Source organism: Breoghania sp. JC706 (genome assembly GCF_037026715.1).
In the GTDB taxonomy this organism is placed as follows: Bacteria; Pseudomonadota; Alphaproteobacteria; order Rhizobiales; family Stappiaceae; genus Breoghania.
The window spans coordinates 221,680-235,912 of record NZ_JBANCG010000002.1; the positions used below are offsets into that span (position 1 = coordinate 221,680).

Consider the following 14,233-nt stretch of genomic DNA (forward strand, 5'->3'; position numbering starts at 1 on the left):
GTCAGTTGCTCCTGATGTCGTGAACCTTCTGCGGCACGTAGCTGTCCTGGAACGACGAGTGGAACACCCACTCGTCGATGTAGGCGGCAAGCCTGATGAACCGCATGACGAAGCCGTTGAAGACGCTGAAGCCGAACATGTAGGGGATGAGCCGGAACGCCTTGACGTGCGGCGTCAGCCAGGCCGCGAGCAGAAAGACCGGGAAGTCGATCAGCACCAGAACCACCTGCAGCCCGAGCAGGATGACGAAGGCGAAGGCGCCGTAGGTCGCAAACAGCCAGATGATGTAGAAGGGCATGATCGCGGCGGCGAGGATGTTGAAGATCAGGTATTCGAGGTGATGCAGCACCTCGTTGAGCTTGAAGCGCGGGTGGAACGGATTGAGGTTGAAGCGGTGCTTGCGGAAACGAAGCCGTACGGCGTCGCGCTCCCAGCGGAAGCGCTGTCGCACAAGGCCCGCGAAGGTATCGGGCACGTCGGTGTAGCAGACGGAATCGATGCGGAAGCCGATCTTCCAGCCGCGCGCGCGAAGCCGCATGGTGACGTCGAGATCCTCGCCGCCGCCCGCATCGCAGCCGCCGACGCTGTCGAGCGCCGTCTTGCGAAAGGCCGAATAGCCGCCCGAGGAACAGATCACCTGATCGATGGCGAGTGCGCCCTGCTTTCCCAGCGCGATGGTGATCATGTATTCGATCGCCTGCATCGTGGCGATCAGGCCGGATGCAGCGTTGCGAACCTGGATGTTGCCGGCGACCGAGCCGACGGCGGGGTCCTCGAACGGCTCCACGATCCGGCGGAAGGCGTCGCGGTCGAGCGAGCAGTCGCAGTCGATGTTGATGAGAATGTCGCCGGTCGCCATGCGCTGGCAGATGTTGAAGCCGGCCGACTTGCCGCCCCTGAGGTCGCTCCACAGCGCCCGGTCGATCTCGCCGGCCTCCAGAAGCTCGCGCAGCACCTTTTCCATGCCATCGGTGGAGCCGTCTGAAAAGACCACGATCTCGTCGGGCGGACGGGACTGTTCGCGCATGGACGCGATACAGCGGCGCACCGAATCCCGCTCGTTGTGGCCCGCCAGAATGACCGAGACCTTGTGCCGGAATGCGGCTTCCAGCGGCCGCTTCGGCGGACGTGGCGAGAGGATCGCCAGCAGGAACAGCCCGAAGTAGCGCGGCACCTCGAACACGATGACGACTGCCGTCAGCACCATGAGGCTGTCGAAGCTCTGCGCGGTGATGTAGCTGAGGGCGTCGCCGAGACCGGTCATCCGAACAGCTCGCTCGGTCCGAACACGGAGAAGCGCGGCGCCAGATCGATCTTCAGGCTCGATTGCGCCACCTCGTCATAGGTCTCGACGTTGGCCTGGAAATTCTCCGCCGACATGCGGTCGATCAGCAGATAGTCGAAATCCGTGCCCTGGTGAATGATCACGGCCTCGCCGAAATAGTTCCTGAGGTTCTCGGCAAGCTGCTTGCGCGAAAGCTCCACGAGCCGTGGTCCATGCTCGGAAAGCTGGAGCCGGCGTTGCGGATAGCCGACCGCCACGAGGCAGAAGGGGCGGGCCGCCTCGGTGTAGCTGCGCGCCGCCTTGTTGAGGGCAATCACCAGATCGAGCGGCAGATCCGCGAACTTAAGCTGGCTCTGCACCGCGCCCGTGACGATAAAGCCTTCCTCCACGAAGGCCCGGCCCTTTTCCGTCAGCGCATGGCTGAAGACGTCGTGCGTCGCGATCACGTCGCCGTCGGTGTGCGCGCCGCAATCGAGACACTTGAAGCCGACGGCCGTGTCGGATGAGGTGGCGCCGCAATCGAGGCAGGTGACCACGGTTCCCGGCTTGTCGTAGTCCACCCCGAAGTGGCGCAACTCGCGCGCGCATTTCGGGCAGACGAGGTCCGAGCCCTGTTTGAAATCGTGCAAGGGGCCCTGATAGGCGCACTTGAAGTGATGGATGATCGCCGTCTCCTCCAGATGCGGCGAGCGGCATTCGAAACATTCCTCGCGCACGTTGAGGCGGACGGAGCTGCAGGCCGGGCACCCGTGCAGCCGGTCGACGAAGGATTTCTCCAGCAACCCGTCGGTGATCAGCCGACCCGTCAGCCCCGTCACCTCGCTTTCCTCGAGCGCGATATTGTAGGAAAAGCCGAGCGGGCTTGCTCCGGTGAATTCCGGCAACAGCTTGCGGGCGCGCACATAAAGCCCCGCCAGCAGCTTGTCGGCGGGCTCGCTCGACTGGCGGATCTCCAGGTGAACGGAGGCGCGCGCCTCCGCGAATTCGCGCACGACGTCCTGGACGATGCGCTCGGCCGACCCGCGCGGGATCTTCGGCAGGCAGACGTCCGCCTTGTGGCCGAGGTGCCCGGTCTCGTCGATGATCGGCAGCAGGTAGAGGTCGCCGACCGTCCACAAGTGGCCGAGATCCGACGCCGTTGCCGGTTCCGTGACCACCACCATGTCGTAGTCGCCGCCGGTTGCCATGTGCCTGCGCGCGTCCATGGAAAATCCGGCAGGGCCGATGTCCTGCGGCCAGAAAAGCGGGCTGTTGTCCGCATAGCCCAACGGCCGTGCACGCAGGGAAACGACCCGGTGCGCCTCGGTCGCCTCCGCGTCCCCGTTCTGTTGAGCGGGCCCTCCGGTTGCCGGCGCGCCCGCCTTCGGGGCGTCTGTCCGGTCCGGGACACGCGCCCGCCCGCCGCGGCCCTGGCCCGCAGGTCGCGCGCCATCCGCCGCCGCACCCGTTCCGAGCGTTTCCATGAAGTCGAGCAGTTCGTCGAAGTCGAAGGGCTTGGCGAAGACCCGGACGAAGGCATCGCGGACATTGCCATCGGCGTGGAAGCCGTCGGGGTCGGCGGTCATGGCGATGAAGACGGGCTGGTTGTCGGTTGCGTGCTCGTCGAGGAAGCGCGCCACCACCTCGGCGCCGGAAAGGCCCGGCAGGTGATAGTCCATGAGCGCGAGGTCGAACGGCTCCTCCAGCAGCATCTTCAGCGCCGCCTTGCCGTCATGGGCGATGTGGACCTCATGGCCCTTGGTCGACAGGACGAGTTTCAGGATGTCCTGCGTGACTGGCGAGTCCTCGGTGATAAGGATTCGTTTTGTCTGCGTCTGCCGTCCCGGAGAATCTGGCCGAGAGGAATGAGAGTTGACGGACATGGCCCCAGTGCCCCGATCGAATGCTATAGAATTCAAAAATTCGTCCGTATAAATAGATTTATTGAGTTAATCTACCGTTTCCGCAGCGTAATATATAGTCGTATGTCTGAATACGTATCAATAAATACTGATAATAATTTACAATATTGAAGAATAAACTTGTAAAATATGCGTATTGTATATTTTTATTAGAATGTAGGTAAGAGCGCTTTATATGCATGAGCCGGGTGCAGTCGGCGCGGGCAGGCGCTTCCCGTTGGCCGGAACGGGGGCTGCCGGACAAGCGCTCTGGTGGGGATCGCGGCGGGTGTGCTATTGGCCGGAGAGGCTTCGGCGGGCGGCCGGGCGCTTTTGGAGCGGAATATGACGGACGTGAGCAAGAAGACCATCGGTATCCTCCAGCCCGGGCACGCGCCCGAGGAGGTTCGCAGCACCCTTGGCGATTACGACCAGTGCTTCCGCACGTTGCTCGGCGAGGATGCGTTTGCCTATCGCAGCTGGGATGTGGAAGGCGGGGTGCTGCCGGATGATGTGCACGCGGCGGATGGCTGGCTGATCACTGGTTCGCGCCACGGCGCCTACGAGGATCATTCCTGGCGCGATCCGCTGGAGGCGTTCATTCGCGCGGTACATGGCGCCGGCCTGCCTCTCGTCGGCATCTGCTTCGGTCACCAGATCATTGCCCGGGCGCTCGGCGGCGAGGTGAAGAAGGCGGAAACCGGCTGGATCGCTGGGCCGCAGACCTATCGTGGGCCGGGTGACACGCGTTTCACGGTCAATGCCTGGCACCAGGATCAGGTCACACGGGTGCCGGAGGGGCTGGAGGTGTTCGCAAGCGGCGAGAATTGTCCCGTTGCGGGGCTGTTCCAGCAGGGCCGGATCCTCACCTTCCAGCCGCATCCCGAATTCGACGCACCCTACACCGCCCGGCTTCTGGAGGAACGCGGCGGAGCTCTGCCCGAAGCGCTTCGAACCGCCATCCCCCGGCGCCTGCGCGACACCTCCCTCGATCGTCTTTACATCGCCGAGCTGATGCGCGCCTTCCTGAGGGACCCGTCCTTCCGGGTATGACATCCGCCCGCACATGGCTGCGTCACGGTATCCGGTTTCGGCTGCGCGTCTATTCCCGGGGACCGCTGCCGCGCAATTCCTCCAGAAGGTCGAGCAGTTCCGCGACCTTCTTCTCGCCGAAGCGCTGCTCAAGACGCGTCATGATCGCGTTGCTTTCATCCGCGTGCCTGGCGATCAGCGCACGCCCGGCCTCCGTCAATTCCACGATCGACTTGCGGCGGTCGTGGTCGTCCGTGCGCCGCGCCAGATAGCCGTCCTTTTCCATCGCAAAGAGAATGCGGGTCAGGCTCGGCAGCAGCAGGCAGGCCGCGTCGGCGATCGCCGTCTGCTCCACCGGCCCCATCTCGTCCAGAACGCGCAGCACCCGCCATTTCTGCTCGCTGATGCTGCTTTTCGCCAGCATCTCGCGGATCGGTCCCATCACCGTCTCGCGGGCGCGCAACAGCGCGATGGGCAGGGAGCGGGCGGTCTTGCGAAGGGGCGGCGGCGTTTCGGTCATTTCCAAGCAATCTCCCGAAACGGGCTTTTTCACAAGGCTCGACTTTTGTCCCGATTGACATTTGCACACAAATTGTTAACAAAGCAATTAAGTAGGGAGGACACGAGATGAGCGATCTGGCGACCCACGAAACCCGCCTGGCGGGCTATCTGGCACGCTTTCAAAAGGACGGCATCGCGAACCTGATCGCGGGCCGCGACATCGCGGGCGAAACCGTTTTCGAGACGCGTTCGCCCGTCGACGACAGCGCGATCTGTACGGTGGCCGATGGCGGAGCGGCCGGTATCGATGCTGCTGCGGCGGCTGCAAAGGCGGCCTTCGCCGATTGGGCGGCAACGAGTGGGGCGGAGCGCAAGAAGATCCTTCATCGCATCGCCGACCTGATCGTGGAACGCGCCGACGAGATCGCGCTTTGCGAATGCTGGGACACCGGCCAGGCCTACCGCTTCATGTCCAAGGCGGCGCTACGCGGTGCGGAGAACTTCCGCTACTACGCCGATCTGGCACCCGGCGCGCGCGACGGCCAGTCCCTGCCGAGCCCGGCCCACCTCAACATCACCGGCCGGGTGCCCATCGGCCCTGTCGGCGTCATCACGCCGTGGAACACGCCCTTCATGCTGTCGACCTGGAAGATCGCGCCCGCGCTGGCCGCCGGTTGCACCATCGTCCACAAGCCGGCCGAATTCAGTCCCGTGACGGCGCGCCTTTTGGCAGAGATCGCCCACGAGGCGGGGCTGCCGGCGGGCGTTTGGAACCTCGTCAACGGCCTCGGCGAAACGACAGGCAAGGCGCTGACCGAACATCCGGACATCAAGGCCATCGCCTTCGTCGGGGAAAGCCGCACCGGCTCGATGATCATGAAGCAGGGGGCGGACACGCTGAAGCGCTGTCATTTCGAGCTTGGTGGCAAGAACCCGGTCGTGGTCTTCGACGATGCCGATCTGGAGCGCGCGCTCGATGCGGCGATCTTCATGATCTATTCGCTGAACGGCGAGCGCTGCACCTCGTCCTCGCGGCTTCTGGTGCACGACACGATTGCCGACGAATTCGAGGAAAAGCTCGCCGTGCGCGTCAACCGCATCCGTATCGGCAATCCGCTCGATCCCGATACCGAACTGGGCCCGCTCATCCACCGCAGCCACTTCGACAAGGTGACCGGCTATTTCGACATCGCCCGCAAGGACGGCGCGACGATCGCGGCCGGCGGCGAGCCGGTTGCGGGCAGGGGCTGGTACGTGCGCCCGACGCTTTTCACCGGCGCCAGCCAGTCGATGCGCATCGCGCGCGAGGAAATCTTCGGCCCCGTGCTCACCTCCATCCGGTTCTCGAGCGAAGAAGAGGCGCTGTCGATCGCCAACGACGTTGACTACGGCCTGACCGGCTACATCTGGACCAACGATCTCGCCCGCGCCTTGCGCTTTTCCGATGCGCTGGAGGCCGGCATGATCTGGGTGAATTCGGAAAACGTCCGTCATCTGCCGACGCCCTTCGGCGGCATGAAGGCGAGCGGCATCGGTCGCGACGGTGGCCAATGGTCCTTCGATTTCTACATGGAACAGAAGAACATCGCGTTTGCGACCGGGCAGCACAAGATCGCCAGGATGGGCGCCGGGACGGGCGTTTGAGGGGAGGGGCTTTTCCGCAGGCTTCGCCCACCGCCGGTGTCATCCCCGCGAAGGCGGGGATCCAGTAACCACCGTATCGAGTTGTCGGGCAAGACTGCGCCGTGCACGGAACAGGCTCCCTCTCCCATGGGGAGAGGGTTGGGGTGAGGGGATCAGCACTCTCGTGGATACGGAAAGCCCGTCACCCCTCACCCGGCGCATGCGCGCCGACCTCTCCTAACGGGAGAGGTGATTGGGCCGCGGATCGGCATTGATGCAATCCGGCAGAGCCCGGACAAACCGAGGAACGCCTCATGACCGACGACATCCCCCGCATTGCCGCCTTCCGCGCCGCGGGTTCACAGCGCTATGGCCTCGTCGCGGCCGACGGCCTTATCGACCTCACGCCCGAATTCGGCGCGCGCTTTGCCGGCCTGAAACAGGTGATTGCGGCCGGCGCGCTGGAGGAGGTGATTGCCGCCGGTTCCGCCCGAAAGCCGGTCTGGTCGGAAGGCGACGTTGAATTCCTGCCCCCGCTCGCAGATCCGCAAAAGATCATCTGCGTCGGCGTCAACTATCCCGACCGCAACGCCGAGTACAAGGACGGGCAGGCCGCGCCCGCAAATCCGTCGCTTTTCGTGCGCTTTCCCGGCTCCTTCGTCGGCCACGGGGCGAACCTTATCCGTCCGCCGGAATCCGAACAGCTCGACTACGAGGGCGAGATCGCGATCGTCATAGGCAAGGCCGGCCGCCGTATCGCCCGGGACGATGCCTACGACCACATTGCCGCCCTGACGCTCTGCAACGAAGGCACCATCCGCGACTGGGTGCGCCACGCCAAGTTCAACGTCACGCAAGGCAAGAACTGGGACCGCTCCGGCGCGCTTGGTCCCTGGCTGGTGCCATTCCGCGAGGCCGCCCAGCTCGACGACGTGGAACTGACCACGCGGGTTAACGGCGAGGTCCGCCAGCACGACCGCACCTCCCGAATGATCCACGACTTCCGCGCGATCATCGCCTATGTCTCCACCTTCACGACGCTTCTTCCCGGCGACATCCTCGTCTGCGGCACGCCGACGGGAGCGGGCGCGCGGCTCGATCCGCCCGTTTGGCTGAAGCCGGGCGACGTGATCGAGGTGGAGGCCGCGGGTATCGGCATTCTGAAAAACGGGGTGGAGGACGAGACATGCTGAACGAGGCAGAGGTGAACGGCGCGGCCGAGGTGCTGCTCGAGGCGGAAGCGACGCACCGCCAGACCGGGCTTCTCTCCATTGCCCATCCCGACATGACGCTCGATGACGCCTACGCCATCCAGACCGCGCAGATCGCCCGCAAACTCAGCGAGGGGCGGCGCATCATCGGCTGGAAAATCGGGCTCACCTCCCGTGCCATGCAGATGGCACTCGGCATCGATACGCCCGATTCCGGCGTGCTCTACGACGACATGGAATTCGCCTCCGGCTGTACGATCCCGACCGGCCGTTTCATCCAGCCGCGCATCGAGGCGGAAATCGCCTTCGTGATGAAGGCGCCGCTTGATGGTGCGGTCACGCGCGAGGCGGTGCTGGCCGCAACGGAATGCGTCGTCCCGGCGCTGGAGATCCTCGATACCCGCATCCTGCGCAAGGACCCCGAAACCGGCGCAAGCCGCACCATTGTCGATACGGTCGCCGACAACGCCGCCAATGCGGGCATCGTGCTCGGGCCCAAGCGTCATGCGCCCGACGCCTTCGACCTGCGCTGGGTCGGCGCCATCGTCAAGGCGAACGGCGTGGTGGAGGAAACCGGCCTCGGCGCCGGCGTGCTGAACGATCCCGTTACCGGTATCAAATGGCTGGCCGCCCGCATGGCGATGTACGGCCAGCGCATCGAGGCGGGGCAGGTGATCCTGTCCGGCTCCTTCATCCGTCCTCTGGAATGTCCGCCGGGCACGCTGGTGGAAGCCGACTACGGCCCCTTCGGTCAGGTGAGCTGCCGCTTCGACTGACTGTTCCCCCTGGTCGGTCCTCCTGAGCGTTTCGGCACAACGGGAAGGCTTTCGCGATTACCGCAAGGGAGGACGTTGGTTTCGTTCTCCCGACATCTTCCACATGCCTCGAAAGAGACGTGCCGAAAAGTAATGCGACACGTTTGTGCAGTTTTTCGCGAAATTGGCGACAATTCTCGCACGACGGACACTCCCGGGACTGCTATTGTATATCATGAATAAAGAGAGAGGTTTCCCCTGCACCTCAACGGCTTAGGTGCGCGGACTTGATTACTGGGGCTTGGGGCGTGGCTATTCAGCTTTGCCGGTGTGCCAGGGTCGACTTCTGAATTACTTCGTCATACGAGCGGCAACGCGAAGGGCCGGGCCTCCCCTCAGGCGCGGTCTGAGGCTTTGGCCGCGCTCAGAGGCGGGCGCGATACGTCTCGATCTGGCGAAAACTCAGGGGCTTCACGGCGAATCCGGCTGGTTTCAGGAACTGGGAGACCGGCGATGACCCATGGTATCGTCTCCACCACATTACACTCCGCAGAAACGTTACATTCCGCAAAAGCATTGCGCTCCGGGGCAAGCGACAACGCCGCTGTGGCGCCGCTTCCGGCTGCCAACGGCCCGGTTGCCGTTTCGGCGCCGCGCGCGTCGGACGTGGCCATGTTCGGCCTTTACGAGATTTCCAAACTGCTGAACGAGCCGGCGCGGCTGGAAGGCGTGCTGGCGAGTGTCGCCAACGTTCTGAGTTCCTTTCTGCAGATGTGGTGCGCGGCGATCGTCATCCTCGACGAGGCGGGCGAACCCGAGATCGTCGCGACATCCGGCGGCGAGGCCAAGACGCTGCGCAAGGAGATCCTGCCGCAAGCGGTGATCGATCAGCTCGTCGCCACCGAAACGCCGGTGGTCGTTCAGAACATTGCCGCCGACCCTCTGTTCAAGGACGCCGCCCCGCGCATCGCCGCCGATCTGGACCGAAAGGTGTCCTTCCTGGGGGTGCCGATCAAGGCGGGCGACCGGGTCGTCGGCACGCTGTCGATTGACCGTGTGCATGACGGGCGGACCAATTTCCGCTTCGACGAAGACCTGCGTTTCCTCAAGATGGTCGCGAACCTGATCGGCCAGTCGGTGCGGCTGCACCGCATCCTGTCGGCCGACCGCCAGCGGTTGCTGGACGAGCGCCGCTCGTTGGAGAAGGCGCTCAGCCAGGAGTTGGCCGACAAGGGCCGCTGGCCGACGCCGAAGGTCGGCGGGATCGTCGGCGACAGCGACAAGATCCGCAAGGTGATGCAGACCATCGGCCAGGTGGCGAAGTCGAATTCCACCGTGCTCCTGCGCGGCGAAAGCGGCACAGGCAAGGAGCTTTTCGCCCGCGCCATCCACGACATGTCGCCGCGCAAGTCGAAGCCCTTCGTGAAGCTCAACTGCGCGGCGCTGCCCGAAAGCGTTCTGGAATCCGAACTCTTCGGCCATGAGAAGGGCGCCTTCACCGGCGCCGTCAACCAGCGCCGGGGCCGCTTCGAGATGGCCGACGGCGGCACGCTGCTGCTCGATGAGATCGGCGAGATCTCCGCCAATTTCCAGGCAAAGCTGCTGCGGGTTCTCCAGGAGGGCGAATTCGAACGGGTCGGCGGCACGAAGACGCTGAAGGTCGATGTCCGCCTCGTCTGCGCCACCAATAAGGATCTGGAGGCGGCGGTTACCCGCGGCGAATTCCGCGCCGATCTCTACTACCGCATCAACGTCGTGCCGGTCTTCCTGCCGCCGCTGCGTGATCGGCCGGGCGACGTGCGCCTGCTGGCAAGGACATTCCTCACGCGCTTCAACGAGGAAAACGGGCGCGATCTCTCGCTGTCGGACACCGCTCTCCACGTACTGGAGCGCTGCTATTTCCCCGGCAACGTCCGCGAACTCGAAAACTGCGTCCGCCGCACCGCAACGCTTGCCGGCCACGACGTGATCGATCGCGGCGACTTCGCCTGCGCCTCGGGGGATTGTCTCTCCGCGCTGCTGTGGACGGGAAGCGGGCGTCACAACGCCAATGAACCGGCTGCGGCCGGCCGATCCCCGCTGCCGGCGCGCGAGCCGGTCGCGGAGGAGACGGCGGGCGCGCCCATCGGCGGCGTGTCCCTGCCGGTCCATCAGCCCTCGCCATTGCCGTGCGGCCATGCGGAGGCGGGAAGCTGCCCTGCCTCCACCGGCCGCCCGACGGATCGCGAGCGTCTGCTGGAGGCGATGGAACGGGCCGGCTGGGTCCAGGCCAAGGCCGCCCGCCTGCTGGGTCTCACCCCGCGCCAGATCGGCTACGCCCTGAAAAAGCACGGCATCGAACTGAAGCGGCTGTAGTGGCGAGGCTGGAAGTTTCGGGGGGCGGGGACTGAGGGCAGGGTCGTGTCGGGCAGGGTCATGTCCGGCAAGGTCGTGTCCGGGAGCAGGCGCCTCGTTCCACCTTGCTCCACGCTCTCCGCCGTCATCACCCGGCGAAGTCCGGGTGATCCAATGCCGCCCTCCGCGCATGTGGCGGCCTGCCATGGATTGCCCGGACAAGGCCGGGCAATGACGAACGAGAGGCCACACTCCGGATCGCGGCATCTTTTGACGGAAGCGGCCCATCCTTCGTGAGGAGTCTTCCGCTCACCTCAGTGTCTGGAACGGAAACGGTGGCTGGATACCTTCATCCGATTTCTCCTCGTCATCCCGGCCTCCGAGCCGGGATCCATTCCGTGATGAATCCACGCGGGAAAAGGTTGAAACAACGAAAGAATTTGCCCTCGCGCCGAGCAGACAGATCACGGCATGGATTGCCGGCCATGGTTAGGGACTGGGCCGGCAATGACGGGGGAGAGTGCCGAGCGAAGAACCGTCTGCCATTTCCGGGCCAGACACTGAGGTGAGCGGAAGGCTCCTCACGAAGGATGGGCCGCGTCCGCCAAAGCCAGAAAAGCCCCAGAGCGTTTCATGTTTTGGCGGAAACGCGGGAGAAAATACCTCTCCCCATAGGAGAGGGGGCGGATCCGGTTGCTTCCGCCAAAGCCGGAATAGCCCTAGCTGTGCAGCTGGTGCTCGCCCGCTGGCATTGTGCAATCCGCGTCCTCCGGCGCCGAAGCTTCGCTCTCCTGCGGGCCCAGATCGCAAAAGCCTTCCGCGATGGTGAGGAGGTGCTGCAGGTCGGCCGTGCTGACCGGACCCTTGGTCTTGGTGGCGTGGTGGCGGACCAGCGCCAGCAGCACGGGCGCGACGTCCGCTTCCAGCTGGCGGCCGATACGCTCCAGCGCGTGGTCGAGCGCCGCTGTGCCGGAATGCTTGCCGACCACCAGCTTGTGCCTGCGTCCCAGCATTGCCGGATCGAGGCCCTGATAGGTTTCCGGCGCCTTCAGAAGCGCCGCGACATGGATGCCGGATTCGTGGCTGAAAACGTCCGAGCCGACGATGGGTTTGCCCTGCGGCACCGATCGGCCGGAAGCGGCCGCCACGCGGGCGGAAAGCGCGGGCAACTGCTTCCAGTCGATGCCGGTTTCCAGCCCGTCGAGCCGGCCGAGCGCCACGGCGAGTTCCTCAAGCGGCGCATTGCCCGCCCGTTCGCCGATCCCGTTGACCGTCACAGAGATGTGCCGGGCGCCTGCGCGCACGGCCGCCAGACTGTTGGCGGTCGCAAGACCCAGATCGTTGTGGCCGTGAAACTCTACTTCGATGCCGCCGGTGGAGACGACGCGACGCACCATGTTGGCGGTCGTCACCGGATCGAGGATGCCGACCGTATCGGCGAGCCGCAGCCGGAACGCGCCGGCCTCCGCCGCCACTTCCGCCACGCGGGCGAGGTGATCGGGATCGGCGCGCGAAGCGTCCTCGCCCCCCACCGCCACCATGAAGCCGGCGTCGCGCGCCATGGCGACATGGCGTGCGATGCGCGACAGCGCCTCGTCCCGCCCGATGCCGAGCTTCTTCGACAGCATCAGGTCCGACATCGGAATGGAGAGGTTCACCGCGCCAGCACCGCTTGCGCGTGCCGCTGCGAGGTCGCCATCGGTCATCCGGCACCACGCTATCACCCGCAGGTCGAGCCCGAGGCCCGCAATCACGCGGATAACCTCGATCTCCTCCTCGCCCATAGCCGGGGTTCCGGCCTCGATTTCCGGAACACCGGCAAAGGCCAGCATTTCCGCGATGTCGATCTTCTCCTGGGTCGTGAACGCGACCCCGGCGGTCTGCTCGCCATCGCGCAGGGTGGTGTCGTTGAGGAAAACGGCAGGGGACATGGCTGTGGCCTTGGCTGGTCGGAAACGGCCCCGGAATTCCCGGGACCCGGAATGATCGCCAGGGAATTCGCAAGACCCGTGCCATGCGGCAAGGCGTTGAAATGGTTGTGTAAAATGTGAAAGCCCTTTGTCGCGAAACACACGTTGTTGCGTTTGCGACAAAGGGGCAGGGGAAATGTCGGGCGCGCGCTGGGCCGGGGTTCGGGCTCAGGCGGCGACCGATTCCGGGTTCTTCAGCGCTTCCAGGATCGTCTGCGGCGAGGACACGCCATAAGGGTCGGTCTCGCAGTTGTCGGCAAAGCCCTCCTCCACGAACCACTGCTCGACCTGGCCGTCGTTGACGATCGCCGCGTAGCGCCAGGAACGCATGCCGAAGCCAAGGTTATCCTTGGCGACCAGCATGCCCATCTTGCGGGTGAACTCGCCGGAGCCGTCCGGGATCACCTTGACGTGCTCGATGCCCTGCGCCTTCGCCCAGGCGTTCATCACGAAGGCGTCGTTGACGGAGATGCAGTAGATCTCGTCGATGCCCTCCGCCTGGAATTCCGGGAAGAGCTTCTCGAAATCGGGCAACTGGTAAGTGGAGCAGGTCGGCGTGAAGGCACCCGGCAGGGAGAACAGGATCACGCGCTTGCCGGCGAAATAGTCGGCCGTGGTCTTGTCTTCCCAGCGGAACGGGTTCGGGCCTTCGATGGCCTCGTCGCGCACGCGCGTGCGGAAAGTGACGTTCGGAACAGACTTCAGCATCGGGAGATAACTCCTTTGGGACGATGCCCGGCCTCCCGGGAGGGGGCGGCGGGCAGGGGAGGGACCTGGCTATGACTGGTCGTCGGTGGGTGTCTTGCGCCTCAGGTGAACGATCACGTCGACATGCGTCACGGTCATCCCTTCCGGCGGTTCGGGGATCAGACCGAACCGCACGCTTCCGGCCGGCACGTCCATCACCGTCCCTTCATTCTCGACGAAATAGTGGTGATGGTCTGAGGTGTCGGTATCGAAGTAGGTGGCCGAACCGCTCGCCATCACCTGGCGTAGGAGCCCGGCCTCGCAGAACTGGTTGAGCGTGTTGTAGACGGTGGCGAGCGTCAGGTGATGATGCGCGGCAATCGCCTTCTTGTGCAGCTCGTCCGCGCTGATGTGGTGGTTCGGCCCGGAAAACAGCAGCCGGCCCAGTGCCATGCGCTGGCGCGTGGCGCGAAGGCCAGCGTCCCTGAGCTTTGCCTCCAGCGCCGCGTCGTCGATCCCGCAGTCCGTGCCCCGTGTCGTAACCGTCGTCAGTACCGAACAATGGCCCGTCATGGCTTCCACTCCGCCGTGTTGGGGAAAAGGTGCACCTCACATGAAGCCCAGTTCCAGCCGGGCCTCCTCCGACATCTTCGACTGGTCCCACGGCGGATCGAATACGAGCAGGACGAGCGCCGCGTCGATGCCGGAAACGCTGTTGACCGCCCGTTGCACCGAGGCGACGAGTTCGCCTGCGACCGGGCAGCCCGGCGCGGTCAGCGTCATTTCCACCTCCGCCACGTTCGCCTCGTTGACGCTGACCCTGTAGATCAGCCCCAGATCGTAGATGTTGACCGGGATTTCCGGGTCGAGCACCGTCCTGAGCGCCGCCACGATTTCCCCCATCCGGTGGTCGGAGGCGGGCTCAAGCACCACCGCCGGTCCGAAATCACTTCCG

General features: G+C 64.7%; 12 protein-coding genes. 5 read left to right on the top strand and 7 right to left on the bottom strand.

Going from position 1 to position 14,233, the window contains the following annotated elements:
- Position 1 precedes the first annotated feature (1 nt).
- Positions 2 to 1,264, bottom strand: coding sequence for a glycosyltransferase family 2 protein (locus V2L18_RS04145; protein WP_336176552.1), 1,263 nt, complete (start codon positions 1,262 to 1,264; stop codon positions 2 to 4).
- Positions 1,261 to 3,147: a response regulator gene (locus V2L18_RS04150; protein ID WP_336176553.1), complete on the bottom strand. Its 1,887-nt coding sequence runs from the start codon at positions 3,145 to 3,147 to the stop codon at positions 1,261 to 1,263. The genes V2L18_RS04145 and V2L18_RS04150 overlap by 4 nt, the downstream gene beginning before the upstream one ends.
- Positions 3,148 to 3,510: 363 nt before the next feature.
- Here V2L18_RS04150 and V2L18_RS04155 point away from each other — a divergent pair, with 363 nt between their 5' ends.
- On the top strand, positions 3,511 to 4,218 hold the full coding sequence (locus V2L18_RS04155; protein ID WP_336176554.1) for a type 1 glutamine amidotransferase: 708 nt from the start codon (positions 3,511 to 3,513) through the stop codon (positions 4,216 to 4,218).
- A gap of 49 nt (positions 4,219 to 4,267) precedes the next feature.
- On the opposite strand, the gene hpaR is transcribed toward V2L18_RS04155, so the two are convergent.
- Complete coding sequence (hpaR, locus tag V2L18_RS04160) at positions 4,268 to 4,717, bottom strand: homoprotocatechuate degradation operon regulator HpaR (protein WP_336176555.1); 450 nt, start codon at positions 4,715 to 4,717, stop codon at positions 4,268 to 4,270.
- Positions 4,718 to 4,824: 107 nt separating this feature from the next.
- Here hpaR and hpaE point away from each other — a divergent pair, with 107 nt between their 5' ends.
- The 4 genes from hpaE to nifA all read left to right on the top strand — a co-directional run bounded on the left by hpaE (position 4,825) and on the right by nifA (position 10,642).
- On the top strand, positions 4,825 to 6,342 hold the full coding sequence (gene hpaE, locus V2L18_RS04165) for a 5-carboxymethyl-2-hydroxymuconate semialdehyde dehydrogenase (protein WP_336176556.1): 1,518 nt from the start codon (positions 4,825 to 4,827) through the stop codon (positions 6,340 to 6,342).
- 293 nt (positions 6,343 to 6,635) lie between these two features.
- The gene (locus tag V2L18_RS04170; RefSeq protein WP_336176557.1) at positions 6,636 to 7,514 is read left to right on the top strand and encodes a fumarylacetoacetate hydrolase family protein; all 879 of its coding nucleotides are present in this window, start codon (positions 6,636 to 6,638) and stop codon (positions 7,512 to 7,514) included.
- Complete coding sequence (gene hpaH / locus V2L18_RS04175; RefSeq protein ID WP_336176558.1) at positions 7,508 to 8,308, top strand: 2-oxo-hept-4-ene-1,7-dioate hydratase; 801 nt, start codon at positions 7,508 to 7,510, stop codon at positions 8,306 to 8,308. Before V2L18_RS04170 ends, hpaH begins: the two co-directional genes overlap by 7 nt.
- 651 nt (positions 8,309 to 8,959) lie before the next feature.
- Positions 8,960 to 10,642, top strand: a complete 1,683-nt coding sequence (gene nifA / locus V2L18_RS04180; protein WP_336176997.1) for a nif-specific transcriptional activator NifA — start codon at positions 8,960 to 8,962, stop codon at positions 10,640 to 10,642.
- A gap of 698 nt (positions 10,643 to 11,340) precedes the next feature.
- Here the strand turns inward: nifA and nifV are convergent.
- The 4 genes from nifV to V2L18_RS04200 form a co-directional block, all read right to left on the bottom strand.
- The gene (gene nifV, locus V2L18_RS04185; protein ID WP_336176559.1) at positions 11,341 to 12,552 is read right to left on the bottom strand and encodes a homocitrate synthase; all 1,212 of its coding nucleotides are present in this window, start codon (positions 12,550 to 12,552) and stop codon (positions 11,341 to 11,343) included.
- Between the two features lie 207 nt (positions 12,553 to 12,759).
- Positions 12,760 to 13,299 carry a peroxiredoxin gene (locus V2L18_RS04190; protein WP_336176560.1) on the bottom strand — a complete coding sequence of 180 codons (540 nt, stop codon included), beginning with the start codon at positions 13,297 to 13,299 and terminating at the stop codon, positions 12,760 to 12,762.
- Between the two features lie 69 nt (positions 13,300 to 13,368).
- On the bottom strand, positions 13,369 to 13,851 hold the full coding sequence (irrA, locus tag V2L18_RS04195) for an iron response transcriptional regulator IrrA (protein ID WP_336176561.1): 483 nt from the start codon (positions 13,849 to 13,851) through the stop codon (positions 13,369 to 13,371).
- Between the two features lie 36 nt (positions 13,852 to 13,887).
- The gene (locus V2L18_RS04200) at positions 13,888 to 14,181 is read right to left on the bottom strand and encodes an iron-sulfur cluster assembly protein (RefSeq protein WP_336176998.1); all 294 of its coding nucleotides are present in this window, start codon (positions 14,179 to 14,181) and stop codon (positions 13,888 to 13,890) included.
- Positions 14,182 to 14,233 lie beyond the last annotated feature (52 nt).

Excerpts from the sequence above, each read along its gene's own strand:
- V2L18_RS04145 (WP_336176552.1), bottom strand. The coding sequence starts at position 1,264 with ATGACCGGTCTCGGCGACGCCCTCAGCTACATCACCGCGCAGAGCTTC.
- V2L18_RS04150 (WP_336176553.1), bottom strand. The coding sequence starts at position 3,147 with ATGTCCGTCAACTCTCATTCCTCTCGGCCAGATTCTCCGGGACGGCAG.
- V2L18_RS04155 (WP_336176554.1), top strand. The coding sequence starts at position 3,511 with ATGACGGACGTGAGCAAGAAGACCATCGGTATCCTCCAGCCCGGGCAC.
- hpaR (WP_336176555.1), bottom strand. The coding sequence starts at position 4,717 with ATGACCGAAACGCCGCCGCCCCTTCGCAAGACCGCCCGCTCCCTGCCC.
- hpaE (WP_336176556.1), top strand. The coding sequence starts at position 4,825 with ATGAGCGATCTGGCGACCCACGAAACCCGCCTGGCGGGCTATCTGGCA.
- V2L18_RS04170 (WP_336176557.1), top strand. The coding sequence starts at position 6,636 with ATGACCGACGACATCCCCCGCATTGCCGCCTTCCGCGCCGCGGGTTCA.
- hpaH (WP_336176558.1), top strand. The coding sequence starts at position 7,508 with ATGCTGAACGAGGCAGAGGTGAACGGCGCGGCCGAGGTGCTGCTCGAG.
- nifA (WP_336176997.1), top strand. The coding sequence starts at position 8,960 with ATGTTCGGCCTTTACGAGATTTCCAAACTGCTGAACGAGCCGGCGCGG.
- nifV (WP_336176559.1), bottom strand. The coding sequence starts at position 12,552 with ATGTCCCCTGCCGTTTTCCTCAACGACACCACCCTGCGCGATGGCGAG.
- V2L18_RS04190 (WP_336176560.1), bottom strand. The coding sequence starts at position 13,299 with ATGCTGAAGTCTGTTCCGAACGTCACTTTCCGCACGCGCGTGCGCGAC.
- irrA (WP_336176561.1), bottom strand. The coding sequence starts at position 13,851 with ATGACGGGCCATTGTTCGGTACTGACGACGGTTACGACACGGGGCACG.
- V2L18_RS04200 (WP_336176998.1), bottom strand. The coding sequence starts at position 14,181 with ATGGGGGAAATCGTGGCGGCGCTCAGGACGGTGCTCGACCCGGAAATC.